23 protein-coding genes and 1 pseudogene are annotated in these 24,988 nt (G+C 66.9%); 7 read left to right on the forward strand and 17 right to left on the reverse strand.

All coding sequences use genetic code 11. The features are described 5' to 3' along the window. Window positions 1-31: 31 nt before the first annotated feature. Entirely contained in the window at window positions 32-598 is a 567-nt protein-coding gene (locus ACW18A_RS16105; RefSeq protein ID WP_492022715.1) for an ActR/PrrA/RegA family redox response regulator transcription factor, read from the forward strand. Here the strand turns inward: ACW18A_RS16105 and mmcB are convergent. Genes mmcB through thpR form a run of 3 tightly spaced genes read right to left on the reverse strand, consistent with a single transcriptional unit; the run spans window position 595 to window position 2,166 of the window. After that, entirely contained in the window at window positions 595-1,038 is a 444-nt protein-coding gene (gene mmcB / locus ACW18A_RS16110) for a DNA repair putative endonuclease MmcB (protein ID WP_492022716.1), read from the reverse strand. The genes ACW18A_RS16105 and mmcB overlap by 4 nt on opposite strands. A 31-nt stretch (window positions 1,039-1,069) precedes the next feature. Then, window positions 1,070-1,633: a GNAT family N-acetyltransferase gene (locus ACW18A_RS16115; RefSeq protein WP_492022717.1), complete on the reverse strand. Its 564-nt coding sequence runs from the start codon at window positions 1,631-1,633 to the stop codon at window positions 1,070-1,072. Then, window positions 1,630-2,166, reverse strand: a complete 537-nt coding sequence (gene thpR, locus ACW18A_RS16120; protein ID WP_492022718.1) for an RNA 2',3'-cyclic phosphodiesterase — start codon at window positions 2,164-2,166, stop codon at window positions 1,630-1,632. Before thpR ends, ACW18A_RS16115 begins: the two co-directional genes overlap by 4 nt. A 149-nt stretch (window positions 2,167-2,315) precedes the next feature. Here thpR and ACW18A_RS16125 point away from each other — a divergent pair, with 149 nt between their 5' ends. Then, a complete protein-coding gene (locus ACW18A_RS16125; protein ID WP_492022719.1) occupies window positions 2,316-3,065 on the forward strand; it encodes a Bax inhibitor-1/YccA family protein in 750 nt (249 codons plus the stop codon). 102 nt (window positions 3,066-3,167) lie between these two features. Here ACW18A_RS16125 and ACW18A_RS16130 read toward each other — a convergent pair whose 3' ends face one another. The 4 genes from ACW18A_RS16130 to ACW18A_RS16145 all read right to left on the reverse strand — a co-directional run bounded on the left by ACW18A_RS16130 (window position 3,168) and on the right by ACW18A_RS16145 (window position 7,544). Further along, window positions 3,168-3,509, reverse strand: a complete 342-nt coding sequence (locus ACW18A_RS16130) for a DUF2794 domain-containing protein (RefSeq protein ID WP_492022720.1) — start codon at window positions 3,507-3,509, stop codon at window positions 3,168-3,170. A 398-nt stretch (window positions 3,510-3,907) separates the two neighbouring features. Beyond that, window positions 3,908-5,254, reverse strand: coding sequence for a trypsin-like peptidase domain-containing protein (locus tag ACW18A_RS16135; RefSeq protein WP_492022721.1), 1,347 nt, complete (start codon window positions 5,252-5,254; stop codon window positions 3,908-3,910). Window positions 5,255-5,281: 27 nt separating this feature from the next. Continuing rightward, window positions 5,282-6,727, reverse strand: coding sequence for a sensor histidine kinase (locus ACW18A_RS16140; RefSeq protein WP_492022722.1), 1,446 nt, complete (start codon window positions 6,725-6,727; stop codon window positions 5,282-5,284). Window positions 6,728-6,731: 4 nt separating this feature from the next. Beyond that, the gene (locus tag ACW18A_RS16145; RefSeq protein WP_492022723.1) at window positions 6,732-7,544 is read right to left on the reverse strand and encodes a response regulator transcription factor; all 813 of its coding nucleotides are present in this window, start codon (window positions 7,542-7,544) and stop codon (window positions 6,732-6,734) included. A gap of 193 nt (window positions 7,545-7,737) precedes the next feature. Between ACW18A_RS16145 and ACW18A_RS16150 the strand changes: the two genes are divergently transcribed. Together ACW18A_RS16150 and ACW18A_RS16155 are read left to right on the forward strand one after the other, a co-directional pair. Then, entirely contained in the window at window positions 7,738-8,199 is a 462-nt protein-coding gene (locus tag ACW18A_RS16150; protein ID WP_492022724.1) for a nuclear transport factor 2 family protein, read from the forward strand. Window positions 8,200-8,389: 190 nt separating this feature from the next. After that, complete coding sequence (locus tag ACW18A_RS16155) at window positions 8,390-9,403, forward strand: 2OG-Fe(II) oxygenase (RefSeq protein WP_492022725.1); 1,014 nt, start codon at window positions 8,390-8,392, stop codon at window positions 9,401-9,403. On the opposite strand, the gene ACW18A_RS16160 is transcribed toward ACW18A_RS16155, so the two are convergent. Next, complete coding sequence (locus tag ACW18A_RS16160; protein WP_492022726.1) at window positions 9,400-10,590, reverse strand: acyl-CoA dehydrogenase; 1,191 nt, start codon at window positions 10,588-10,590, stop codon at window positions 9,400-9,402. The genes ACW18A_RS16155 and ACW18A_RS16160 overlap by 4 nt on opposite strands. Before the next feature lie 128 nt (window positions 10,591-10,718). Here ACW18A_RS16160 and ACW18A_RS16165 point away from each other — a divergent pair, with 128 nt between their 5' ends. Together ACW18A_RS16165 and ACW18A_RS16170 are read left to right on the forward strand one after the other, a co-directional pair. Beyond that, the gene (locus tag ACW18A_RS16165) at window positions 10,719-10,985 is read left to right on the forward strand and encodes a DUF6356 family protein (RefSeq protein ID WP_492022727.1); all 267 of its coding nucleotides are present in this window, start codon (window positions 10,719-10,721) and stop codon (window positions 10,983-10,985) included. A gap of 51 nt (window positions 10,986-11,036) precedes the next feature. Continuing rightward, complete coding sequence (locus tag ACW18A_RS16170; RefSeq protein WP_492022728.1) at window positions 11,037-12,224, forward strand: CaiB/BaiF CoA transferase family protein; 1,188 nt, start codon at window positions 11,037-11,039, stop codon at window positions 12,222-12,224. Here ACW18A_RS16170 and ACW18A_RS16175 read toward each other — a convergent pair whose 3' ends face one another. The 8 genes and pseudogenes from ACW18A_RS16175 to ACW18A_RS16210 form a co-directional block, all read right to left on the reverse strand. Further along, the gene (locus ACW18A_RS16175) at window positions 12,225-12,617 is read right to left on the reverse strand and encodes a VOC family protein (RefSeq protein ID WP_492022729.1); all 393 of its coding nucleotides are present in this window, start codon (window positions 12,615-12,617) and stop codon (window positions 12,225-12,227) included. It lies immediately after the preceding gene. 2 nt (window positions 12,618-12,619) lie between these two features. Continuing rightward, window positions 12,620-13,810, reverse strand: coding sequence for a 2-oxoglutarate dehydrogenase complex dihydrolipoyllysine-residue succinyltransferase (gene odhB, locus ACW18A_RS16180; RefSeq protein ID WP_492024415.1), 1,191 nt, complete (start codon window positions 13,808-13,810; stop codon window positions 12,620-12,622). Window positions 13,811-14,041: 231 nt separating this feature from the next. Beyond that, window positions 14,042-14,197, reverse strand: a pseudogene (locus ACW18A_RS16185) (biotin/lipoyl-containing protein); the annotation flags it as partial. 114 nt (window positions 14,198-14,311) lie between these two features. After that, window positions 14,312-17,317, reverse strand: a complete 3,006-nt coding sequence (locus tag ACW18A_RS16190; protein WP_492022730.1) for a 2-oxoglutarate dehydrogenase E1 component — start codon at window positions 17,315-17,317, stop codon at window positions 14,312-14,314. 328 nt (window positions 17,318-17,645) lie between these two features. Then, complete coding sequence (sucD, locus tag ACW18A_RS16195; protein ID WP_492022731.1) at window positions 17,646-18,548, reverse strand: succinate--CoA ligase subunit alpha; 903 nt, start codon at window positions 18,546-18,548, stop codon at window positions 17,646-17,648. A 58-nt stretch (window positions 18,549-18,606) separates the two neighbouring features. Beyond that, on the reverse strand, window positions 18,607-19,797 hold the full coding sequence (gene sucC / locus ACW18A_RS16200) for an ADP-forming succinate--CoA ligase subunit beta (RefSeq protein WP_492022732.1): 1,191 nt from the start codon (window positions 19,795-19,797) through the stop codon (window positions 18,607-18,609). Between the two features lie 82 nt (window positions 19,798-19,879). After that, on the reverse strand, window positions 19,880-21,193 hold the full coding sequence (locus ACW18A_RS16205; protein ID WP_492022733.1) for a spinster family MFS transporter: 1,314 nt from the start codon (window positions 21,191-21,193) through the stop codon (window positions 19,880-19,882). A 119-nt stretch (window positions 21,194-21,312) separates the two neighbouring features. Further along, window positions 21,313-23,520, reverse strand: a complete 2,208-nt coding sequence (locus ACW18A_RS16210; protein ID WP_492022734.1) for a TonB-dependent receptor — start codon at window positions 23,518-23,520, stop codon at window positions 21,313-21,315. A gap of 181 nt (window positions 23,521-23,701) precedes the next feature. Between ACW18A_RS16210 and ACW18A_RS16215 the strand changes: the two genes are divergently transcribed. Further along, on the forward strand, window positions 23,702-24,439 hold the full coding sequence (locus ACW18A_RS16215) for a TetR/AcrR family transcriptional regulator (RefSeq protein WP_492022735.1): 738 nt from the start codon (window positions 23,702-23,704) through the stop codon (window positions 24,437-24,439). On the opposite strand, the gene ACW18A_RS16220 is transcribed toward ACW18A_RS16215, so the two are convergent. Next, window positions 24,436-24,966 (reverse strand): DUF2306 domain-containing protein, encoded by a 531-nt coding sequence (locus tag ACW18A_RS16220; protein ID WP_492022736.1) that lies wholly within the window; start codon window positions 24,964-24,966, stop codon window positions 24,436-24,438. The genes ACW18A_RS16215 and ACW18A_RS16220 overlap by 4 nt on opposite strands. Window positions 24,967-24,988 lie beyond the last annotated feature (22 nt).

Genomic DNA, 24,988 nt, shown 5'->3' on the forward strand with positions numbered 1-24,988 from the left:
CAGGCCGACTTGACGACGAGGAGATAAAGCCATGCCGACCACAGCCGCCACGCTCGAAGCTCGTATCGCCGGGCTTCCGGACCGTTCCCTTCTTCTGCTGGACGACGACCAGGCCTTGCGGACCCGACTGGGCCGGGCGCTGGAATCGCGCGGCTTCCAGGTGACGACTGCCGGATCCGTGGCCGAGGCGACCGAGGCCCTGCGCACCCATCTGCCTGCCTTCGCCGTGCTCGACATGCGTCTGGACGACGGCAACGGCCTGAAGGTGGTCGAGGCCATCCGGGAGCGCCGTGAAGACGCCCGCATCGTCATGCTGACGGGATACGGGGCCATCGCCACAGCCGTTGCGGCCGTGAAGGCCGGTGCCGTCGACTACCTGTCCAAACCGGCCGACGCCGACGACGTGGTCAAGGCCCTGCTCGCCACCGGCGACGCGCCCGAGCCCCCCGAGAACCCGATGAGCGCCGACCGGGTCCGCTGGGAACATATCCAGCGCGTCTATGAGCTGTGCGACCACAATGTCTCCGAGACCGCCCGTCGTCTGGGCATGCACCGCCGGACCTTGCAACGCATCCTGGCGAAACGGGCTCCGCGCTAGTCCCGCAAGGTCCGCATCGCCGCCAGACGTCCGAAGGCGATCGTCAGCGCCTTCCGCCTCGCCGGTGCCAGGCTCAGAACCGGTGCATCCCGCACCACGGCCCCGCCGAACTGATCCGCAACGATCAGGCCCGGCTCCTCCGGCATCACCCCTTCCGGAAAGTCCGGTGCCACCGCGAAGAAAAAGGCGTCGCAGAACGGCGCGTATTCGGGCCATTTTCGATCGACACGAAAGTCCTCGATCCCTGACTTGACCTCGACGATGACGATGTCGCCCCTGCGGCCCAGGGCCATGACGTCGGCGCGGCGTCCGTTCGGCAGGCAGACCTCGAGCAGGGGCGCATAGCCCATGTCGGCCAGCAGCCGTGCCGCCCCGCGCGTCACGCCGAGCGTGGTCTCCGGGCGGCTGAAGACGAGTTCGAGATGAACGGCGGCGGGCATTCCGCCTTTATGTTCCGGTTGCGTTCCGCCTTCAAGCGAAGCGTTTGCGGTTCTCCGCCCACTCCGCCTTCGTCTGTCCCCACAGATCGACCCGGGCCGTCTCGAACGGCGCAGGCAGCCTGCCGGGTCCGCGATTGACCGAGCCGAGGCGGGTGGCCAGTTGCTGCGAGCCGGTATTGTCGGGGTCGATGGAGTGGATGACGTCGTCCCAGCCCAGAACATCGAAGGCGTAGTCCATGCTCGCCACGGCCGCCTCCAGCGCATAGCCCTTGCCCATTGCGTCCCTGTGCAGACTCCAGCCCACTTCCGGCCCGGGCCAGCCGTGCGGATTCCATGGGCCGATCCGGCCGATCCACTGACCGGTGGATTTCTCGATCAGCGAAAAGAAGCTCTCGCCGGTCAGGGCCCAGGCACCGGCCACGGACATCAGGGTGCGCCAGACTTCGGCCGGAGACTTCGCACCGCCGATGAAGCGGGTCGTCTCCGCGTCGCCCTGGAAATCGCACCAGCGTTCGAAATCCTCCATCGCCGTCGGTCGCAGGATCAGGCGTTCGGTCTCGATCGTCGGTCCCGGGGACGAGGCGTGGGCAATCATAGCGGATACTCCCGTTCCAGTTCGTAGTGGCTGCCGTCGTCGCTCAGGGTGCTGGAGTAGAGGCCGAAGCGATCGATCCGGAGCGGCGGCGAATGCAGCAGGTTGTGGTTGGTGATCCAGGCCCCGATCCGGTCGGGGTTGGTCTGGGTCTTCAGGTAGGCCAGGGTCACGTGCGGGCGATACAGCCGAGGCTCCATCGTCACCCCGGCCCGCTCGGCGGCCGACTTGCAACGTCCGGCAAGCACGTTCAGCCGCTCCGATGGCTCCAGCCCGGCCCACAGGGTGTGGCTGCGATGCGCATCCCCGAACGCGCCCACGCCTTTCAGTTCGATCTCGAAGGCCCCGCCCGGAATCCGGCCCAGTTCGGCCGCGAGGTCATCGGCGCGCCGCTCGTCGACGTCGCCATAGAAGGCCAGGGTGACGTGCAGGGCCTCGGCGGGCCGCCACCGCGCGCCGGGCAGGCCGGTCTGGCGTCGCCCGAGCGTCTCGGCGACCTCGAAGGGGATCGGAACGGCGGTGAACAGGCGCAGCATACGACCGTTCGTAGCGGCTCGCGTGAAGCCCGGAAAGCGTCGGGAACCCCTGCGGCGATCAATCCCTTGCGCAAGGGGTCGCAGAGCCCGATATTTCCGGCTTCGGCGCAGGGTGGTTCCTGCCGCCTCAATGGGAGAAGACACTCGCGATGAGCGACTTCAGAAACGGTTACTCGACGCCGGCTCCGGCCAAGGCCGACATGGCCGTGGACGCGGGCCTGCGCAGCTTCATGCTGGGCGTCTACAACAAGCTGGCGATCGGCCTCGTCGTCGCCGGCGCCCTGGCCTACGCCACCGGCAATGTGCCGGCGGTGCAGCAGCTGCTGTTCTTCCAGACCGCCGAAGGCCGCTACGGAATGACCATTCTGGGCATGATCGTCCAGTTCCTGCCTCTGGTCCTGCTGTTCGGCTCCATGTTCTTCATGAAGAACCCCACGGCCGGCGGCGTGAACATGCTGTACTGGGCCGTCGTCGCCTCGATCGGCGCCGGGATGGGCATCCTGTTCCTGCGCTACACCGGCGAGAGCCTGGCCTCGACCTTCTTCGTGACGGCCGCCGCCTTCGGCGCGCTGAGCCTGATCGGCTACACGACCAAGAAGGACCTGACCGCCATGGGATCGTTCCTGATCATGGGCGTGATCGGCCTGATCATCGCCTCGGTCGTGAACATGTTCATGCAGTCCGGGACGATGGCCCTGATCATCTCGGGTCTGGGCGTCCTGATCTTCTCGGGTCTGATCGCCTATGACACCCAGCGTCTGAAGATGACCTACTACCAGCTGGGCGGCGATCACGCGGCGATGGGCGTGGCGACCGGCTTCGGCGCCCTGAGCCTGTTCATCAACTTCGTGAACCTGTTCCAGTTCCTGCTGGCCTTCATGGGCGGCAACCGGAACTAGCCTCAAGTCGCGAGCCTCCGCGAGGCGAGCCCAGGCCAACAAGACTCGAGGGCCCCGGCGGAAACGTCGGGGCCCTTTTTCGTCCCTGGCTACCCGTCGCCCCTATTCCACCACCTGGAATTTGCGACTGTCGAAGACCCGCAGGACCTGGGGCAGCTCACGCCCCCGTTTGAGCACCACGCCGCCCTCGCCGATGACCGACCACTGGCCCTGCCGCGTCTGCAGGGCCGGGCGTTTCTCTATGCGATAGGCGGGGGCGTCGCCGGAGCGGCGGAAGACGGCGAACTCGGCCGCCTCCCTGCCACCGACCATGGCGTAGTCGCGCCACTCGGCCTGGGCCACCATCCGCCCGTAGACCCGCAGGATCAGGTCCAGCTCCCGCCGCTCGAAGAAGACTGAGCTTGGCTGGGGGCCGCTGTCGCTGGAGCCGGGATCGAAGGTCATCCCGTTCAATCTAGGCGCAGTTCCGACAAACGCCAGCGGTGCCCGGATCGATGCATGACCACGAAATTATCCACGACACGAAATGGCCCCGTTTCGGTCCTTCGTCGGCCCGGTTGGAAAGCGACACAGTGGTTGTCGGCCTGACGGAGTTCGGTAGCGTCCCGGATCCTGAACAGCCCCCCCAGCCCCCCTGGATGTTGCCGCAGTGGCTTCGCCAGGCCGACGCTTCCTCCAAAGCGAGACCCCCGCCCTGCCTCCCCCCCCGGCACGGCGGGGGTTTTGCTATGTGGCTCGCAGAGCCACATAGCTTTGTTGTCAGGGCGCTATCGCTAGACGCGCGGCGTCTTGCTGCTTGAGCGCGGGTTTCTTGCCTTGGCGGCTATGGAGCCTGCCCCGGGTCAGTCCGCCGCGGCGAGGATGATTTCGACGCTCTCATCGCCGCGCTGGACCGTCAGGGTCGCGCCGGCCGTGGCTGACAGGGCTCGCGCCAGTTCCGCGAAGCCCGAGACTGATATGCCGTTGGCGACGGTGACCAGGTCCCCCGCACGCAGATCCTGCTGGGCCGCCGGAGAGCCGCCCTCGACCGCCACGACCAGAGCCCCCGATGCGCTGATCCCGTCCGAGGGTTTCCCGTCGCGGAAGTTGGCGCCGTAGGCCTGCAGCGAGGTCACCCCGACCTGGACCGGATCGGTCGACAGGACCTCGACGTTCAATGACGTGGTCGCCTCGCGCCCGTCGCGCATATAGACGAGGCTGATCCGCGTTCCCGGAGGGGCGATGCCGACCGTGGCCTGGACCGAGCCGGCATTGGCCACCGGGCGGTTCTGGATGCGGGTGATGATGTCGCCGCGCTGCAGGCCCGCGCGCTCTGCCGGGGAGCCCGGCAGGACGTCCTCGACGATGGCACCGCGCACGAAGCCGAGGCCCGCCTCGACCGCACGCTCGGCGGTCAGGGAGCCCAGGGTCGCGCCGATGCGTCCCCTCGTGACCTCGCCGTTGGCCCGAAGCTGTTCGACCACGAACAGCAGGATCCGGGTCGGGACGGCGAAGGCGATGCCGTCGTTGCCGCCGTCGATGCCGCCCGACAGGATCGAGGTGTTGATGCCGATCAGCCGGCCCCGGCTGTCCAGCAGCGGCCCGCCCGAATTGCCCGAGTTCACGGCCGCGTCGGTCTGGATATAGTCCTCGACCGCGTCGCCCATACCGGAGCGGCCGAGGCCAGAGATCACCCCCATGGTCAGGGTCTGGTCGAGGCCCAGAGGGTAGCCGACCGCAAAGGCCAGATCGCCCGTCCGCAGGGTGTCGGAATCGACCGTCTCCACCTGGGACAGGCCGGAGGCGTTGATCTGCAGGACCGCGATGTCGGTCGCCTTGTCGGAGCCGATAAGGATGGCGTCGACCAGCCGTCCGTCGGTCATGTCGACGCGGAATTTCTGGCCGTCCTCGATCACGTGGTGGTTGGTGACGATGATGCCGTTGGCCGCGTCGATGATGACGCCCGAGCCGCTGGAGACCGGGGTCGGCTCCGTCTCGCCCGTGGTCGGTCCTGCCGACATGCCGAGCGTCGTGACCTGGACCACGGCCGGCAAGGACCGCTCCAGCCCGGTAGCGAAGCTGAACACGCCCCGGCGGGCGTCATAGGGAAGGGGGAAGTCCGGTGCGGTCTGGGCCTGTGCGCCGCCGGCGACGGCGCCCAGCAGGGTGAGGGCGAGGGCCGAACCGGTCAGGAGGCGAAGGCGCGTCATGGTGTATCCCCAGAATGTGAGTGAAGCCTAGCGCGAGAACCTCGCCGTGACGATGGCCCCGGGCTTCGCGTCATCAATCGTCATCTGGCCCCCGTGGCGACGCAGGATCGCGCGCACGAAGGCCAGTCCCATCCCGTGGCTGTCCGGGCCGCGCGGGGCCGTCGAGGGCGCGCCCGACAGACCCGGCCCCTGGTCGGCGACCGAAAGGCAGGGCCCTCCCTCTCCGCCCCAGGCGCGGATGGTGACCCGGCCGCCCTCAGGCGAGAACTTCACGGCATTGTCGACGAGGTTGGCCACCGCCCGCTGCAGCAGGGAGCGCACGCCCAGCACCGAGATCGGTTCACCCTCGGCGACGATCTGGATGTCGCGGGCGTCGGCGATAGGCTGGTAGAGTTCGACAGCCGCCTCGGCCAGAAGGTCCAGCCGCACGCTTTCAAACAGCCAGGCCTCGCCGTCGCGCATTGCCATGGCCTCGTTCATGGCTCGCGTGATCTCGGCGATGTCGCGTCCCGCCGCCTCGCCCAGCCGCATCCGCTCGACCGGATCTTCTGTCTCCATCAGCCTGTCGAGACGGGCTGAGGCGCGGGCCAGCGGTGTGCGGAAGTCGTGCGCCAGCTGGTCGGCGGAATCGCGCAGCCAGCTCAGCAACTCCTCCAGCCGGTCGAGCGTCCGGTTGACCTGGTTGGACAGCTGGGTCAGCTCGGGGGCCACAGCCACATCGGGCGCACGACGCGAGAAGTCACCGAGCGCGGCGCGATCGAGCACCAGACTGACCTCGGCGATGGCGCTGGTCAGGCGCTGGCGGGCGAACAGGGCGGCGGTCAGGCCGGAAACGAGGATCAGGCCGCCGGTCAGGGCCACGGCCAGGACGGCCCAGCGCCAGGCCACCCCGGCCGGATCGACCACCCGTCCGACGATGATCGACAACGACCCGATCGAGCGCTTGACCACGACCACGTCGACCCCGCGAGAGAGGCACAGCTGGCCTGCCTCGAGCCGGATCAGATAGACGCCCTCGCCCAGCCTCGGAACACGCTGGGCCCGCGCGGTCTCCAGGGCCAGCAGGCCAGCGGGTTTGCCGACCGGCGCGCGGATGAAACGAACCCCGGCGCCGCCCTGTCCGGTGCGGCAGGTTTCTTCCAGGGTGGTGATGTTGCGCGTCGGCCCGTCCTGGAAGGCGCTGAGGAAGGCCGACATATAGGCTGCGTCGGCCTCGGTCATGGCCGAGGCGTCCATCGAGGTGTCGGCCGGGAGCTTGGAGGCCATGGCGACGAAATCCGCCAGCGCCGACAGGGCCGCCTGCTGGCGCTGGTCCAGCCGGGCCGCCTGACCGGTCACGATCAGCGATCCGGTCAGGGCGACGGCCGCCAGGATGGCCAGACCCGAGGCGAGCTGGGTCAGGGTCCGGCGCGCCATCCAGGTCATCAGACCCTCGGGGCGGACCTTGCGCCAGATCGCCGCGATCCGCCTCAAACGACTACGCCGCGTCGAGGTCGCGGAAGATCAGGCTCTGGCTGCGGGCCGAGACGATCAGGGGGTGCAGGTCTTCGCCCAGCTCGGGCGCCTGTTCCTTCAGCCGGCGCCGCAGGGCCGAGATGCGGGCGTCGATGATGTTGACGAAATTGTCCGGCAGGAAGGTCCATTCGACCCAGCACCGGTCCCACAGCATGGTCTTGGTCACCGGCTGGCCGCGCGCGGTCATCAGTTCCGAGACGATGGCGAACTCCAGCGGCGACAGGTCGATCAGCCGCTCGGTCCCCTCGACCGTCAGCTTCAGGGTGCGGGCGCCGGGCGACAGGCGGAACGGGCCGTTGACCAGGTCGGCGTTGGCGGGCCGGGCGCGGCGGGCCACGCGACGCAGCTGGGCCGCGATCCGGGCCAGCAGCTCCTCGTCGCCGATCGGCTTGGACAGATAGTCGTCGGCCCCGCCCAGCAGGCCCTCGACCCGCTGGCGCTCGCCGGTCAGGGCAGTCAGCATCAGGGCGGGCGCGTCGGAGGACGGGCCTGACGACGTGCGCAGACGCTTCAGGGTCTCCAGACCGTCCAGTCCCTTGGTCAGCCGGTCCAGGATCAGGATGTCATAGGCGCGGGCCGCGGCCGCGCTCAGCGCCGCCTCGCCCGCATCGACACAATCCACGGCCTCAAACCCGGCGCGCAACAGGCGGTCGGACACATGTTCGGCCAGGGCCGGATCATCCTCCAGCACCAGGGCGCGACGGCCGGCGAAGACCTCCGCCAGGGCCGCGAAGGGATCGGTGTCCGCCGCCTGTTCGATGTCCGTGCTGCTCATGCGTTCGTCCCCGGCCGTGATCCGGTCCGGTATAGTCCGGGCCGGCGCCAGGACAAAACACCCGGCGATCCGATCCTGGGGCGTTCAGCCTGCCCGCGCCGCTGATCCTTCCTGACGAGGCCCGACTTGTCGGCCGTAGGTGGCATGATAGCGTCGCGGCCGGCGCGACCCGGTGCCGGACGGGAAGACCGCCATGACCCTGCTCGCCCTCGCCGCCGTCCTCGCGATCCAGACGACCGTGCCCGCCGATCCCGCCTCGGCCGAGGCGGTCGCCGTCATGGTGCCGGTCAACGCCACCTTTGCGGCCATTGCGGCGCGCGACGGCGCATTGCTGGCACCCCATTTCGATCCCGAGGCGACCATGATCGTCACGGTCGAGCGTCCCGATGGAAGCCGCGTCATCCGCCGGCTGACGGCCGAGGAATTCGCCGGCGGCGTGCGTCCCGGGCCCGAGCGGTTCGAGGAGGTCATGCCCGACCCGATCATCGCCATCGACGGCGACGTGGCCTCGGTCTTCGGCCGCTATCTGTTCAAGGTCGACGGCGCGGTTGTCCACTGCGGCGCCAACCATTTCGACATGGTCCGCAAGGACGGCGTCTGGACCATCGCCGGCATCACCTGGAGCCAGCGCACGACGGGGTGCGAGGCCCACTAGAAGCGCTGGCCCGAGGGGGGCGGGACTTTTCGCTGGACCAGACGGCGGGTCAGACCGGTATAACGCCGGACGTTCGCCGAAGGAGAAGACAGTGCCATTGCGCCCGGGCTCGCCAGCGCCGAACTTCAAGGGGCGGACGCACAGCCGGCCCGACTACACGTTCAATCGTGTTGGTGGCCTTTTCGTGCTGATGGCCTTTCTCCCGGCCGATCCTGACGCCTCCGCGAGGGCACTGGCGACGGTCCAGAACCATCGACGTTTGTTCGACGACCGCACGCGTCTGTTTTTCGGCGTGACCGGGGATCAGGCCTGTTTCGACGCCCAGACGCAGCAGTTGCCCGGATTGCGCTATTTTCTCGATGGCGACGGAGCGATCGCGCGGGGCTTCGGCCTCACGCCCGCAGAGCAGGGCTCCGAGGGTCAGTGGGTGGTGCTGGATCCCAGCCTGCGCGTCCTGATCTCGGTGCCGCTGTCCCAGGCCGACTGGGTCTTCGGCTTTCTGGCCGGATGCCAGAGTCAGGACGACCATGCCGGGGTTCCCCTGCATGCGCCGGTGCTCATCGTGCCGCGCATCCTCGAGCCCGCGCTCTGCCGCGAGTTGATCGCGGTCTACAAGACCCACGGCGGCTCGGCGTCCGGCGTCATGCGCAAGGTCGACGGCGAGGTCCGGCTGGTGGTGGACGACTTCAAGAAGCGGTCCGACGCCCCGATCGACGATGAAGAGCTCCGCAAGCGCCTGAGAGCACGGATCACGGCCTGCCTGCTGCCGGAAATCGAGAAGGCCTTCATGTTCAAGGCCACGCGAATCGAGCGCTACATCGTCGCCAGTTATGACGAGAGCGACGGGGGCTATTTTCGCCCGCACCGCGACAACACCACGCCGGGCACGGCGCACCGGCAGTTCGCCTGTTCCATCAATCTGAACGCCGAAGAATTCGAGGGCGGCGATCTCCGGTTTCCGGAGTTCGGCCGCCGCACCTATCGACCGCCGACCGGCGGAGCGGTGATCTTCTCCTGTTCCTTGGTGCACGAGGCGACGTCGGTCACACGAGGCACGCGCTACGCCTTCCTGCCCTTCTTCTACAACGAGGACGGCGCACGCATCCGTCAGGCGAATCTCAAGGCTGCGGCCGAGGTCGCAGCATCGGATCCGGCGGCTTCCGAACCGTCTTCCTCGCAGACGACCCCGGTCTCGCCGCCCTAGAACGCGCTCTCGCCCGTGATCGCCCGCCCGAGGATCAGCGCGTGCACGTCGTGCGCCCCCTCATAGGTGTTGACCGTCTCCAGGTTCATCGCGTGCCGCATCACATGCAGCTCGCCGGTGATGCCCGCGCCGCCGTGCATGTCGCGGGCCTCGCGGGCGATGGCCAGGGCCTTGCCGCAGTTGTTGCGCTTCATCAGGCTGATGGCCTCCGGCACCCAGGCCCCGGTGTCGAGCAGACGGCCCAGGGCATAGGCGCCTTCCAGACCGAGGAAGATCTCGGTCTGCATATCGGCCAGTTTCTTCTGCACCAGCTGGCGTGAGGACAGCGGCCGGCCGAACAGCATCCGCTCGCCGACATAGTCGCGCGTCGCATGCAGGCAGAACTCGGCCGCGCCCATCGCCCCCCAGCTGATGCCGTAGCGCGCCTTGTTCAAACAGGAGAAGGGCCCGCGCAGACCCTTCACGCCCGGCAGCAGATTGGCCTCGGGCACGAACACGTCGTTCAGGCCGATGTCGCCGGTGATGGACGCGCGCAGGGACAGTTTGTCGCCGATCTTGCCGGTGGTGAAACCCTCCATGCCGCGCTCGACGATGAAGCCGCGAATGACGTCATCCAGCTTGGCCCAGACGATGGCGAGGTCGGCGATCGGCGAGTTGGTGATCCAGTATTTGCCGCCGTTCAGCCGATAGCCGCCGTCCACGGCCACGGCGTTTGTCTTCATCGAGGCCGGGTCCGACCCGCCGTCCGCCTCGGTCAGACCGAAACAGCCGACCAGTTCACCCGCCGCCATCCGGGGCAGGAAGCGCATCTTCTGCTCTTCCGAGCCGAAAGCGTAGATCGGATACATGGCCAGCGAGGACTGTACGCTCATGGCCGAGCGGTAGCCAGAATCCACCGCCTCGATCTCGCGCGCGATCAGCCCATAGGCGACGTGGCTGACGCCCGAACCGCCGTACTGTTCAGGCAGCATGGCCCCGAGGAAGCCCATCTCGCCCATCTCGGTCATGATGGCGCGGTCGAAGACCTCATCGCGGAAGGCGGCGACGACGCGGGGCAACAGGCGTTCGCGGGCATAGGTCCGGGCCGCGTCGCGGATGGCGCGTTCGTCCTCCGTCAGCCGGGATTCCATGTCGAACGGATCGTCCCATTTGAAGGTCTGGGTCACGGATGCGGCGCCGTCGGCCATGGGATCGTCCTCAGAGTTGTCGGGCTTCTCGCGCGAGAGTGACGCGCCGGCCCTGTTTCGAGCGCCGGTTTAGGCCAGAATGCGCGCGACGGGTAGAGACGAGGCTCGTCTCAAGCTAGGCTGTCCGGATGATCCGCGCCTTCAAACATCTGTTCGTCGACCACCCGCGCGAGGTGGACGAGAGCTACCTCCACCATATGGCCGCCTCGTCGCAGTTCGGATTCAGGCTGCTGAAGCTGTCGGCGCTCGCCTTCCTGCACGCCCTGGTGCCGGGTGTTCACAAGTCCACAGTGTCCAGGGCCGTCTGTCGGATGGCCGATGAGATGGATGGCCGGGCCCGGGAAGCCCGCGAATGCCGCATGCGCGACGCCGGCGTCTGGGATCCCGGTCTTTAGGCTTCCAACGCCTCGCCTTTACCCCCTCGGACAGACGCGCCAGGAACAGCCATGACCCAGCCCCAGGCCCTCGCGGGCGTCCGTGTCCTAGACCTGTCGCGCGTTCTGGCGGGCCCATGGGCGACCCAAACCCTGGCCGACCTGGGTGCCGAGGTGATCAAGATCGAACGCCCCGGCATCGGCGACGACACCCGCGCTTGGGGGCCGCCCTTCACGACGAAGACCGACGGCACACGCGGCGACAGCGCCTATTTCCTCTGCGCCAACCGGGGCAAGAAATCCGTCGAACTCGATATCGCCTCACCCGAGGGCGCAGAAACAATCCGAAAGTTGGCCGCGACCTGCGACGTCGTGGTCGAGAATTTCAAGGTCGGCGGGCTGAAGAAATACGGCCTCGACTACGCCTCGCTCTCGGCGACCCATCCGAAGCTCGTCTATTGCTCGATCACCGGCTTCGGCCAGACCGGCCCGCGCGCGGGTCAGGCCGGCTACGACTATATGATCCAGGCCATGGGCGGTCTGATGAGCGTGACCGGCCAGCCGGACGGGGCGCCAGGCGCCGAGCCGATGAAGGTCGGGGTCGCCGTCGTCGACCTGGCCACCGGCCTCTATGCTTCGAACGCCATCCTCGCGGCCCTGCTGCATGTGCGCGCGACGGGCCAGGGCCAGCATATCGACATCGCCCTGTTCGACGTCCAGGCGGCCATGCTGGCCAACCAGGCGACCAACTGGTTCGTCTCGGGCGTGGCCCCGACCCGGATGGGCAACGCCCACCCCAATCTGGTGCCCTATCAGCCCTTCCCCTGCACCGACGGCATGGTGGTGATCGCCGTCGGCAACGACGGTCAGTTCCGCACCCTGTGCGGGGTGCTGGGCGCGGAAGGACTGGCGACCGATCCCCGCTACGCCGGCAATGCCGGGCGGATCGAGCACCGCGCCGAGCTGGTCGCGGCCATCTCGGCCATTACCTCGGGCTGGACCATGGCCGAGCTGATGGGGCGCCTGGAGCCGGCGGGCGTCCCCTGCGGCCCGGTCAACACCATCGACCAGGTCTTCGACGAGCCCCAGGCGAGGCATCGCGGGCTGGAGGTGCACCAGGTCCGGGACGATCTATCCGGCGCGGTCCGGACCGTCGCCAGCCCGCTCCGGATGTCGGCGACGCCTGTGGTTTACGACCTTCCACCCCCGGCCCTCGGTGGGGACACCGTGTCCGTACTGAAGACCCTCGACGGCCTTTGACTATCTCGGGAGCTGGAGAACGCTCCCGGGGTCGCGGTAGGCCTTGACCTCGATGAGGTAGCCGTCGGGGTCGGCCACCATCAACTTCGCCTGACCGTGTTCCTCGTCGACGCGGGGTGGTAGGCGAAAAGGCGCATCGTCGATCGTCAGTCTGGCCGCCAGGGCCTGCCATGCCGCCCAGTCGAGGGTCGCACCAAAATGCATGGCGTCACGATGAGGCAGAGGAACGACAGCCCCCGGACGCCGATAGGCCGTGACCTGTGCGCCGAACAGCCAGATGTCGATCCAGCCAGAGCTGCGACGGCCGACCCGGGCATCGAACATGTCCGCATAGAACCGCTCCGTGACGTCCAGATCGGAGACAGACAGCGACAGATGGAATGCGGGCGACAAGCCTACAGGTCCAGCAGCGCCCGTGCCGGGTCTTCCAGCAGCTGCTTCACGCGGACCAGGAAGGTCACGGCTTCCTTGCCGTCGACGATGCGGTGGTCGTAGCTGAGCGCGAGATACATCATCGGCCGGATTACGACCTGGCCGTCGACCGCCATCGGGCGCTGGACGATGTTGTGCATGCCCAGGATGCCCGACTGCGGCGCGTTGAGGATCGGCGTCGACATCAGCGACCCGTAGGTGCCGCCGTTGGTGATGGTGAAGGTGCCGCCCTGGAGCTGGTCCAGGGTCAGATTGCCGTCGCGCGCGTCCTTGCCGAGCGCCCCGATGCCCTTCTCGATGCCCGCCAGAGACAGCAGGTCGGCGTCGCGGAGAACCGGAACCACCAGGCCCTTTTCGGTGCCGACGGCGACGCCGATGTCATAGTGGTTCTTGTAGATGATGTCGGTGCCGTCGATCTCGGCGTTGACCGCCGGGATCTCCTTCAGGGCCGCGACGACCGCCTTGGTGAAGAAGGACATGAAGCCCAGCTTCACGCCGTGGGCCTTCTCGAAGGCCTCCTTGTACTGGTTCCGCAGGGCCATGACGTTGGTCATGTCCACCTCGTTGAAGGTGGTCAGCTGGGCGGCGGTGTTCTGCGATTCCTTCAGGCGGCGCGCGATGGTCTGGCGCAGACGGGTCATCTTGACCCGCTCCTCGCGAGGCTGGTCGGCGCGCGGGGGCGTCGGCGCGGCGGCTGCGGGCGGCGGTGCCGTTAACGCCTCGGCCGCGGCGGCCGGGGCAGCGGGCGCTGCCCCGATCGCAGCCAGGGCGTCGCCCTTGGTGATGTTGCCCTTCGGACCGGTCGGGGCGATCGCCTTCGGGTCGAGGTTATTCTCGGCCACCACGCGCTGGACGGCGGGGGACAGCTTGTCCGACCCGATCTGGGCCGAGCCGGCGTTGGCCGAGGCGGCCTTCGGCGCTTCAGCGGCGGGAGCCGCAGGGGTGCCCGAGCCCGAGATGGAGCCGATGGCCTGACCCGGGGTCACGGTCGCGCCTTCGTCGACGCTGATCGCCAGCACGCCGTCGGCGGGGGCGGAGATTTCGACGGCGACCTTGTCGGTCTCGATCTCGACCAGGAGTTCGTCCTTCCGGACCGCGTCTCCGGCCTTCTTCGCCCATTTGCCGAGGGTGCCCTCGGCGACGCTCTCGCCCATGGCCGGGACGGTGATGATCAGGGTCGAAGCGGCGGCGGGCGCGGAAGCGGCAGAAGCCGGAGCAGCAGCGGCAGGAGCCGGGTCGGTAGCGGCGGCAGGCGCGGCCTCATTCTTGGCCGGAGGTGCAGCGGCGGCTGGCTTCGCGGTGGCAGCGCCTTCGGTCACGGAACCCAGGATCGCGCCCGGGGTCACGGTGTCGCCTTCGCCGAACTGGATGTCGCCGAGCGTTCCGTCGGTCGGGGAGACGACTTCCAGTGAGACCTTGTCAGTCTCCAGCTCGACCAGGACCTCGTCCTTCCGGACCGGGTCTCCGACCTTTTTGCTCCACTTGGCGATCGTCGCCTCGGAGACGGATTCGCCGAGGGCGGGGGTCAGGATGTCGGCCATGTGTCGTTTCCGGTCGGTGTCGTGCGTGGCGGTATATAGGCGAAGCTCGCCCCGTAGGGGAGCCCGCAGTTCATTGTCATCCCGGACGTCGCACCGCGACGGTCCGGGACGGGATCAGGCGAGGGCCTCGGAGGTGAACTTTTCGAGTTCCTGGAGGTGCCGGCTCATCAGACCGGCGGCAGTCGAGGCGGATGCCGGACGACCGACATAGCGGGCGCGCTTCGCCTTGATGTCCATCTTGTCCAGCGTTAGCTCCAGCCACGGATCGACGAAGGTCCAGCCGCCCATGTTCTTCGGTTCTTCCTGGCACCAGACCAGTTCAGCGTTGGGGAAGCGGGACAGTTCGGTCGTCAGCGACTTGATCGGCCACGGATAGAACTGCTCCAGTCGCATCAGATAGACGTCGTTGACGCCCTTCTTCTCGCGCGCATCCAGCAGGTCGTAATAGACCTTGCCCGAGCACAGGACGACACGGCGGATGTCCTTGTCGCCCTTGATCGTGATGCCGACGACCTCGGGGCGGGTCTGGGCGTCGTCGTGCAGGACACGGTGGAAGGACGAACCCTCGGCCATGTCCTTCAGGGTCGAGACCGCCTTCTTGTGTCGCAGCAGCGACTTGGGCGTCATGATCACCAGGGGCTTGCGGAACGGCCGGTGCATCTGGCGGCGCAGAATGTGGAAATACTGGGCCGGCGTGGTGCAGTTGGCGACCTGCATATTGTCCTCGGCGCACTGTTGCAGGAACCGCTCGAGGCGGGCCGACGAGTGTTCGGGGCCCTGACCCTCGTAGCCGTGGGGCAGGAGCATGGTCAGGCCGCACATGCGCAGCCATTTGCGTTCGCCGGAGCTGATGAACTGGTCGATGACGACCTGGGCTCCGTTCACGAAATCGCCGAATTGGGCTTCCCACATCACGAGAGTGTTGGGGTCCGACAGGGCGTAGCCGTATTCGAAGCCAAGCACCGCTTCTTCGGACAGAGCCGAGTCGATGACTTCGAATTGTTGCTGGTCGCCGCCCAGGTTGTTCAGCGGGACGTAGCGGTCCTCGGTGGTCTGATCGATGATGCCGGAGTGGCGCTGGCTGAAGGTGCCGCGCACTGAATCCTGACCCGACAGACGCACCGGGAAGCCCTCGGTTAGCAGCGAGCCGAAGGCGAGGCTTTCTGCCGTGGCCCAGTCGATGTTCTGGCCGGTGTCGATCGTCTCGCGGCGAGCCTCGATGACCCGCTTCAGCGTCTTGTGGATGTCGACCTCGTTCGGAACGGTGGTCAGCCGGTGGCCGAGATCCCTGAGCCTGGCCTCGGGCACCGCCGTGTCGCCGCGACGGTCCTCGCCCTCGGGCAGGCCCACGCCCTTCCATTGACCGTCGAGCCAGTCAGCCTTGTCGGCCTTGAAGGTCTTGCCGGCCTCGAACTGTTCGTCCAGCCAGGCCTCGAAGCGGGTCACCTCGGCATCGACCTGTTCCTGGGTCAGGACACCTTCCTCGACCAGTCGCCTGGCGTAAATCTCGCGCGTCGACGGCAGGGCGCGGATCTTCGAATACATGATGGGCTGGGTGAAGGTCGGGTCGTCGCCTTCGTTGTGACCGAAGCGGCGGTAGCAGAACATGTCCACCACCACGTCCTTCTTGAATTTCTGACGGAACTCTGTGGCCACCTTGGCGGCGAAGACGACCGCTTCCGGATCGTCGCCGTTGACGTGGAAGATCGGGGCCTGGACCATCAGGGCGACGTCCGAACAATAGGGCGTCGAGCGCGAATTGCGCGGCGAGGTCGTGAAGCCGATCTGGTTGTTGATGACGAAATGCATCGTCCCGCCGGTGCGGTAGCCCTTCAGACCCATCAGGGCGAAGCATTCGGCCACGACGCCCTGGCCGGCGAAGGCGGCGTCGCCGTGGATCAGCAGCGGCATGACCTTGGAGCGATCCAGCGCCCACTGGCTTTCCGGCAGCCCCTTGTTGGCCTCGCGGATGTCGAACGCCTGTTTGGCGCGCGCCTTTCCGAGCACGACCGGATTGACGATCTCCAGGTGCGACGGGTTGGCGGTCAGGCTCAGGTGCACGTGGTTGCCGTCGAACTCGCGGTCCGACGAGGCACCCATATGGTATTTGACGTCGCCAGATCCCTCAATGTCCGAAGGCACGGACGAGCCGCCCTGGAACTCGTGGAAGATGGTCTTGTAGGGCTTGCCCATCACGGCCGCGAGCGTGTTCAGACGGCCCCGGTGGGCCATGCCGATGACGATCTCGTCGACGCCGAGGGCGCCGCCGCGCTTGATCATCTGCTCCAGCGCGGGGACCATGGCCTCGCCGCCGTCCAGACCGAACCGCTTGGTCCCGGGGAAGCGCTTGTGCAGGAAGCGTTCGAAGCCCTCGGCCTCGATCAGCTTGTTGAGGATGGCGATCTTGCCTTCCCTGGTGAAGCCGTTCTTCTCGAAGGCGTCCGGCCCCTCGAACCGCTGCTGGAGCCAGGACTTCTCCTCCGGCTCGGCGATATGCATGAACTGGATGCCGATATTGCCGCAGTAGGTGCGCTTCAGGACCGCCATCACCTCGCGGATGGTGCCGGTGTCCATGCCCAGCACGCCGTCCAGATAGATCGGCCGGTCCATGTCGGCCTCGACGAAGCCGTAGAATTCCGGCGTCAGCTCGGAATTGTTGGTCGGCGCCTCGATTCCGAGCGGGTCCAGCGTCGCCTGCAGGTGGCCGCGCACCCGGTAGCTGCGGATCAGCATCAGGGCGCGGATGGAATCGTGGGCGGCGGCGCGGACTTCGGCGGCCGAAGCGCCGGACGGTGCGGGGGAGGCTGCGGCAGCGGGGGCCACAGCGGCCGGCTTCGCTTTTGGATCGGGCTTCGGCGCGGGCCAGCGGCCGTCGAACACGCCGGTCTCTTCGGTCGGCTCCGTAACCTGCGAGCGACCCCAGCTTCCGGCGGCGGCCGAGGCCTGGACCGTCGGGGCGGTGTCGCGCAGCTGGTCGAAGAAGCCGCGCCATTCGGCCGAGACACTGGCCGGATCAACCGCCCATTTGTCGTGGAGCCCTTCGATGAAGGCGGCATTTGAGCCGTAGAGGAAGCTGGTCTCGGCAAAGACCTGGTTCAGCCGACCGGCATCGTCCGCCATAGTATTCGTCGTCCCGACTCGGCCTCGGGTTTCTGAGCGGTCACATCCGCGTGAGGCCGGCGCGGATCATATAGGCGGTGTTTCCTTATGGGTCATGACCGAACCGGGGCACCGGACGAAGAAATTCGCTGAAACGCCAAAGAAAAACGCCCCCGGCGGTAGCCGGAGGCGTCTTCCATGACAACTCGCCGCACGATCGATGCCGAAACGGACGGAATCGCGCTCAAGCAGCGAGCGACCGCATAGCCTGTCCTCGGGCCGATCGGAGATCGGACCCGGGGGCGAGCGTTAGCGCGGCGCTCCGCAGGAGCGCACGCTGAAGGGCTGCTTAGCCCTTCAGCACTTCAACAAGAGTCTTGCCGAGGCGGGCCGGGGATTCCGACATGCGGATGCCAGCGGCCTCCATGGCGGAGATCTTGGATTCCGCATCGCCCTTGCCGCCCGAGACCACGGCCCCGGCGTGGCCCATGGTGCGGCCCTTGGGAGCCGTGCGTCCGGCGATGAAGCCGGCCATCGGCTTCTTGCGGCCTTTCCTGGCCTCGTCGATCAGGAACTGGGCCGCGTCTTCTTCTGCGCCGCCGCCGATCTCGCCGATCATGATGATCGAGGTGGTTTCCGGATCGGCCAGGAACAATTCCAGCATGTCGATGAACTCGGTGCCCTTGACCGGGTCGCCGCCGATGCCGACGGCCGTTGTCTGGCCGAGGCCTTCGTTGGTGGTCTGGAACACGGCTTCATAGGTCAGGGTGCCCGAGCGCGACACGATGCCGACCGAGCCCTTCTTGAAGATGGAGCCCGGCATGATGCCGATCTTGCACTCGTCGGGCGTCAGGATGCCGGGGCAGTTCGGACCCAGCAGGCGCGATTTCGAGTCTTCCAGGCGGCGTTTGACATTGACCATGTCCAGCACCGGGATGCCCTCGGTGATGCAGGTGATGAAGGGGATCTCGGCCTCGATGGCCTCGATGATGGCGGCGGCGGCACCCGACGGCGGGACATAGATGACCGAGGCATCGGCACCCGTGGCGTCCCTGGCTTCGGCGACCGAGGCGTAGATCGGCAGGCTTTCGCCCTGCGATCCGGTCCAGTGGGTGCCGCCCTTGGTTGGGTGTACGCCGGCGACCATCTGCGTCCCGTGATAGGCCAGGGCCTGTTCGGTGTGGAACCCGCCCGTCTTGCCGGTCAGGCCCTGGACGATGATCTTGGTGTTCTTGTCGACGAGGATGGACATGGGTCTATCGATCTCTGGATGTGTCTGTCAGCAGGGCGGTGGCGGCGAGGCTTGAGCCTCAGCCGACCGCCGCGACGATCTTCTGGGCGGCGTCGTCGAGGTCGTCGGCGGCCTGGATGGTCAGGCCCGACTCGTTGAGGATCTTCTTGCCCAGCTCGGCGTTGGTGCCTTCCAGACGGACGACCAGCGGCACCTTCAGGCCCACTTCCTTGACGGCTGCGACCACGCCCTCGGCGATGACGTCGCACTTCATGATGCCGCCGAAGATGTTGACCAGGATGCCCTGGACGGCCGGGTCGGCGGTGATGATCTTGAAGGCCGCCGCGACCTTCTCCTTGCCGGCGCCGCCGCCGACGTCGCAGAAGTTGGCGGGTTCCTTGCCGTACAGTTTGATGATGTCCATCGTCGCCATGGCCAGGCCGGCACCGTTGACCATACAGCCGATGTTGCCGTCCAGGGCGACATAGGCCAGGTCCCACTCGGACGCCTCGATCTCCTTGGCGTCTTCCTCGGTCACGTCGCGCAGCAGCTTGATGTCGTCGTGGCGGAACAGGGCGTTGCCGTCGAATGAGACCTTGGCGTCCAGCACGCGCAGATGGCCATCGGTCATGACGATCAGGGGGTTCACCTCCAGCATCGACATGTCGGTCTCGATGAAGGCCTTGTAGAGGATCGGGAACAGGCTCTTGCCGTCCTCGGCCGCTGCGCCGTCCAGCTTGTAGGCGGCGTTGATCTTCGCCACGTCGGCGTCAGTGACACCGGTTGCGGGGTCGATGGCGATGGTCTGGATCTTCTCGGGCGTGTCGTGGGCGACGGCCTCGATGTCCATGCCGCCTTCGGTCGAGACGACGAAGGCGACGCGGCCGACTTCACGGTCGACCAGCAGCGAGCAGTAGAGTTCGCGGTCGATGTCGGCACCGTCCTCGATATAGAGGCGGTTGACCTGCTTGCCGGCGTCGCCGGTCTGGGCGGTCACCAGGGTGTTGCCGAGCATCTCTTTCGCGTTGGCCACGACCTCTTCGATCGACCGGGCCAGGCGGACGCCGCCCTTGGCGTCGGGGCCCAGTTCCTTGAACTTGCCCTTGCCGCGCCCGCCGGCGTGGATCTGGGACTTCACGACATAGAGCGGACCGGGCAGCGAACGGGCCGCGGCCTCGGCCTGGTCGGCGGAGGTGATGGCGACGCCCTCGGCGACCGGCGCGCCAAAGCCCTTCAGGACCTGCTTGCCCTGATATTCGTGAATGTTCATGGGGAGACCGCCGCGATCGCTGGGAAGGATTGGCCGCGCTTATAGGCGGGCCGCCTTCGCAGGCGCAACCGTTACGCCCCGATCAATCCACCCAGTCCCGTTTCAGGCTGCGCGAGGCGATGATCAGCAGGATCGCCGCCAGGCCGTAGAACCACTGTCCGACATACAGCGAATACCGCAGCGCCTCTTCGGCGAAGATCGGCGTCAGGGACTTGGACACCGCTCCCAGCAGATAGATTCCGAGGCCGATGCCGACCAGGTTGTTGATCAGCAGGAAGCTGGCCGAGGCGGTCGAGCGCATATGGGCCGGCACCAGATGCTGCACGGAGGTGATGACCGGGCCCAGCCAGGCCAGGCTGAGCGCCTGCGGAACCAGGAACAGGGCGAAAGCCAGCCACTTGTCCTGGACGTTCATGGCCAGGAAGAACAGCGGCACAGCGATGATGAAGCCGATCGCGGGAACCAGCGGATACCAGGCCCTGTTCACGCCCTTGCCGAGCCTGTCGGCCAGCCAGCCGCCGAACCAGATCCCGGCGGTGCCGCCGATGAAAGCGATGCCGGCGATATAGACCGCGCGTTCGACCCCCGCCATGCCCATCGAGCGTTCGAAGAAGCTGGGCAGCCAGAAGGCGGACCCATAGCCATAGACCGAAGAACAGGCCGCCCCGAAGGCCAGGAACCAGAAGCTAGGCTTTTTAAGAAGGATGCCCCACACCTCGCCAAAACCGGCGGCCTTGGTCGGGACGTGCGCTGCCTCGGCAACGCCGGCGACCGGCTCGGCCCGGTCGAACCCGCCCCGCACCGGATCCTTGACTGTGAATTTCAGCAGGGGCGCCAGCAGCATGCCGGCGAGGCCGACGACGATGAAGGCCATGCGCCAGTCGATCAGGGCCGCCAGAATCCCGCCGAACAGATAGCCCAGCGCCGTGCCAATGGGTACGCCGAACGAATAGACGGCCAGAGCGCGTGCCCGCTGCGCCTTGGGGAAATAGTCGGCCACCAGGGAATAGGACGGCGCGACTCCGCCCGCCTCGCCGACGCCGACACCCATGCGGGCGCCGAACAGCGGCCAGAAGCTCATGGCCAGTCCGCACAGGGCGGTGAACCCGCTCCACACCGCCAGTGACACGCCGATGATCGATACGCGGCTCATCCGGTCGGCCAGCCAGGCGATCGGCAGGGCCAGGGTCGAATAGACGACGGCGAAGGCCGGACCGCCCAGCAGCCCCATCATCTCGTCATCAAATCCCATCTCGGCCTGGATGTAGGGGGCCAGGATGGCGAGGATCTGCCGGTCGATGAAGTTGAAGGTGTAGACTACCATCAGCAGCGCCAGAACATAGGCGCGATAGCGTGGGTTGGCGGCGGGGCCGATGCCCTGGTCCGTCATGCTCATGGCGTTTCCCTCGACCTGATCTTCATATGTGACGGAACGGTAGCGTTGCTTTTTGTCAGCGCCAAAGAAAAAGGGCGGCGGCTCTGTCGAACCGCCGCCCCGGTGGCGTCATGCGTGGATCAGTACCGGACGGTCACCGACGCCGAGAAGGTGCGCGGCGGGCCATAGAAGGCCGAGATCGAGTTGTTGAAGGTAGCGCCGGCGAAGTTGTAGCCGCCGACCTTGTACTCCTCGTCCGTCAGGTTCTTGCCGGTCAGGGCGACCTGGTAGTGACCGTTCGGAGCGGTCCAGATCGCGGCCAGGTCGACGAGGGTGTAGGCGTCCTGGTCGAGGATCGGATCCGGCGCGTCGAACAGGTGGTAGTCCGAGCGGTAGGAGATCGACGGGGTGATGTTCAACTCGCCACCGGCCACATCGCCCGTCCAGGTCACGCCCCAGAAGGCCGACCATTCCGGAGAGTTCTGCGGCTCGCGCAGGTTGGAGATGTCGACCGGCACGCCCGTCACCCGGGTGATGAACTGATCGAACTCATTCTTCAGATAGCCGACCGACACGTTGGAAGTGATGCTGTCGGTGATGAAGGCGCGACCCTCGAACTCGAAGCCGTAGATGGTCGAGGCACCGGCGTTGTCAACGACCGAGGCGATGCCGACGGCGGGAAGCGTCGCCACCTGCTGGGTCGTGATCTGTTGGTCCTGGAAGTCCGAGTAGAAGGCCGCCGAAGCGAACGACATGCGGCGATCAAACGCCGTGCCCTTCAGGCCGAGCTCATAGGTGGTGACGGTTTCGGGCTGATAGCCGTTGACGGTCGACGGCACCAGGGCCGCGTCGCCGCGCATGTCCCAGCCGCCGGACTTGAAGCCCTGGCTGATCGAGGCATAGCCGGTCATCTCCTCGGTCAGATCATACGAAATGCTGGCGCGGGGCGTGAACTTCTCGAAGGTGTCGTCAGCCGTATAGTTGGTCCGGGTCGCGAAGATCGGACGGGCCGCGCCGCCGGTCAGCGGCGTGCGGGCGGCGCCGAGGTAGAAGAAGCGCTGAACGCCGGCGTCCTTCTTGTCCTGGGTGAAGCGGCCACCGATCGAGGCATGCAGGCGATCCGAGAAGTCGTAGCTGAAGTCGGCATAGGCCGAGAACGACTCGGTGTTCACATAGCCGGCCGCGGCGATGGCCAGACCCAGGTTGCCGGCAATGGTGTCGAACACGCCCGAGGACTCGCCGTCCAGATAGAACAGGCCAGCGACGCCGGACCAGTTGTCGCCCTGCATCAGGGCCTGGAACTCCTGGGTGAACTGTTCGTCGGCGTAGATGGCCGGAACGTCCAGGGTCGGCAGGGGCGACTGGTCGAAGTCGATGACGGTGGATGTATCACCACTGCGCCAGGCCGAGATCGACTTCAGGGTCAGCATGTCGTTGACCGTGTACTCGACTGTGACGGACGTGCCCTGGGTTTCGACCTCCTGGTTGCCCCGGATGCCGGCATTGGTGTCATAGATTCCGGCCGGAGGCGTGAAGCCGCCGGTGGTCGAGTTCACTTCGCGGTGGCCGTGGCGAGGGGCCGAATCATCCTCGACGCGATCCCAGGCGAAGCGAACGAACAGCTGGTCGGTGGCGGTCCACTCGGCGCTGGCGCGATAGGCGGTGACGTCCTTGTCGTACTGCTCTTCGCCGGTGAACAGGTTCGTGCCGAAGCCGTCACGATCGTATTTGGCGAAGGCGCCGCCGACGGCGAAGGTGTCGCCCAGCGGGATGGTGGCGGACACCAGGGCGTCGCGCTGGTTGTAGCTGCCGAGCGTGCCGCGACCCATGAACGCGAAATCGTCGCCGAGGCGCTTGGTCACATATTTGATCGCGCCGCCGATTGTGTTGCGGCCGTAGAGAGTGCCCTGCGGGCCGCGCAGGACCTCGATGCGGTTCACGTCGAAGATGTCGAGCACGGCACCCTGCGGGCGAGCGACATAGACGTCGTCGATATAGAGGCCGACGCCCGGCTCGAAGCCCCACAGCGGATCCTGCTGGCCGACGCCGCGGATGAAGCTGATCAAGGTCGAGTTCGAGCCGCGGGCGATCTGGACCGTGGCGTTCGGGGTCTGCTGCTGCAGGGCGGTGATGTCGGTCGCGCCCGTGTTCTCGAGCTGTTGGGCCGACAGGGCCGAGACGGCGACAGGAACGTCCTTCAGCTGCTCATCGCGACGACGGGCGGTGACGACGACGTCGTCCAGCGCCGTCTGTTCGTTTTGCGGCGCGGCGTCCTGCGCCATGGCCATCGACGAGGCGGCGCTCCAGGCGGCCCCGGCCAGCAGCACGCTCTTCATGACTCTGTTCATGCGAAACCCTTTTCCAAATGATGTTTCCAGCCGTCGACGCTTTTATTCAGCGTTCGATGATTTTCCGAGAAAATGACGACCTTTGGCTCCGGTGTCAAACGGCAGCGCGGGCACCACGACACGCGGCGCTCCGTCTGTGGCGCCGTTGCACCGAAACGATTTTTCGTGGCTAGCTTGGCGCATGAGTAAGCTGGATGTTCCGGGGTCGGTTCCCGCCACCCCCGCCAGGCGCGGCAGGCCGCCCAAGATCAAGGCCGAGGGCGTCGGCGGCGATACCCGTGAATCCATACTGGACGCGGCCGAGGACCTGTTTTCCAAGCACGGCTTCTATGGCGTAACCATCCGCGAGGTAGCGCGCGAGGCGGGCGTGGATACGGCCCTGGTCCACTACTATTTCGGGGGCAAGCGGGATCTGTTCGACGCCGTCTTCCTGCGCCGGGCCGAGGTCTGGAACAACGAAAGGGTCGAGGCGATCAACCGCTACGCCCTGGCCCATTCAGGTAAGGACGGGGCCGGATCGATGACCCTGGAAGGGCTGCTGCGCGCCTTCCTCGAGCCGCCCTTCCAGTGGTCGCTGAAAGGCGGCCCTGGCTGGAAGCACTATTCGGCCCTGGTCGCCCAGACCAACGCCAACCCGACCTTCGGCGGCGAAACCATGGCCCGATATTTCGACCCGGCCATCCGGCGTCTGATCGAACTGGTGAAGGTCGTCCTGCCCGAGGCGCGCGAAGTCGACCTCTACTGGGCCTACCATAACCTGTCGGGAGCCCTGACACTGACCCTGGGCGAGACTGGACGCCTCGACCGGCTGTCCGGCGGTCTGTGCCGCTCGGGCGATCTGGAGACGGCCTGCGACTACATGGTCCGCTTCGCCTCGGCAGGGTTCAGGGCCGTCTGTCCGGCTGGACCTGGAACCTAGCCCAGGAACACCCGCCACATCAGCCGGCCGGGAAACAGCGTCAGCAACCCGGCGATCACGAGGGCACCGACGAACAGCCCGGTCATCCGTCCCCGGTGTTTGGCGACCTCGTGACGTCGGGCGGCATAGACGGCCATCGGCAGGACGATGACGGTCCAGCCGCTCAGCAGGTGAACCAGCGAAAGAGCGCCGCCGTTCAGCTCACGCACGAAGAACGAACTGATCGCCACGGTCGCCATGGCCAGGACCCAAGCCCACCCCAGGGTCCGGTGCAGACGGTTCCCCTTGATTCCGGTCAGCAGGATCAGGCCGATCATCATGGCGACGACCGCCGCCGCGATGTGGACCTGAAGCACAGGGGTCTGGCGGGCCAGAAGGGCCCAGTCCGGCGCGTGGGGCTGGACCGGCAGTCCGTCTTGGGGCCCCGCCACGAGCAGGAACCAGGCCAGCACTCCGGCCGCGATCACGGGCGGCGCGAACAGGAACAGACGGCCGGTCTGCGACAGCGGTGGATGAACCTGGGTCACGGCGATGGCTCCTTGAGGTCGA

It is taken from the genome of Brevundimonas sp. AVps5, assembly GCF_058681515.1.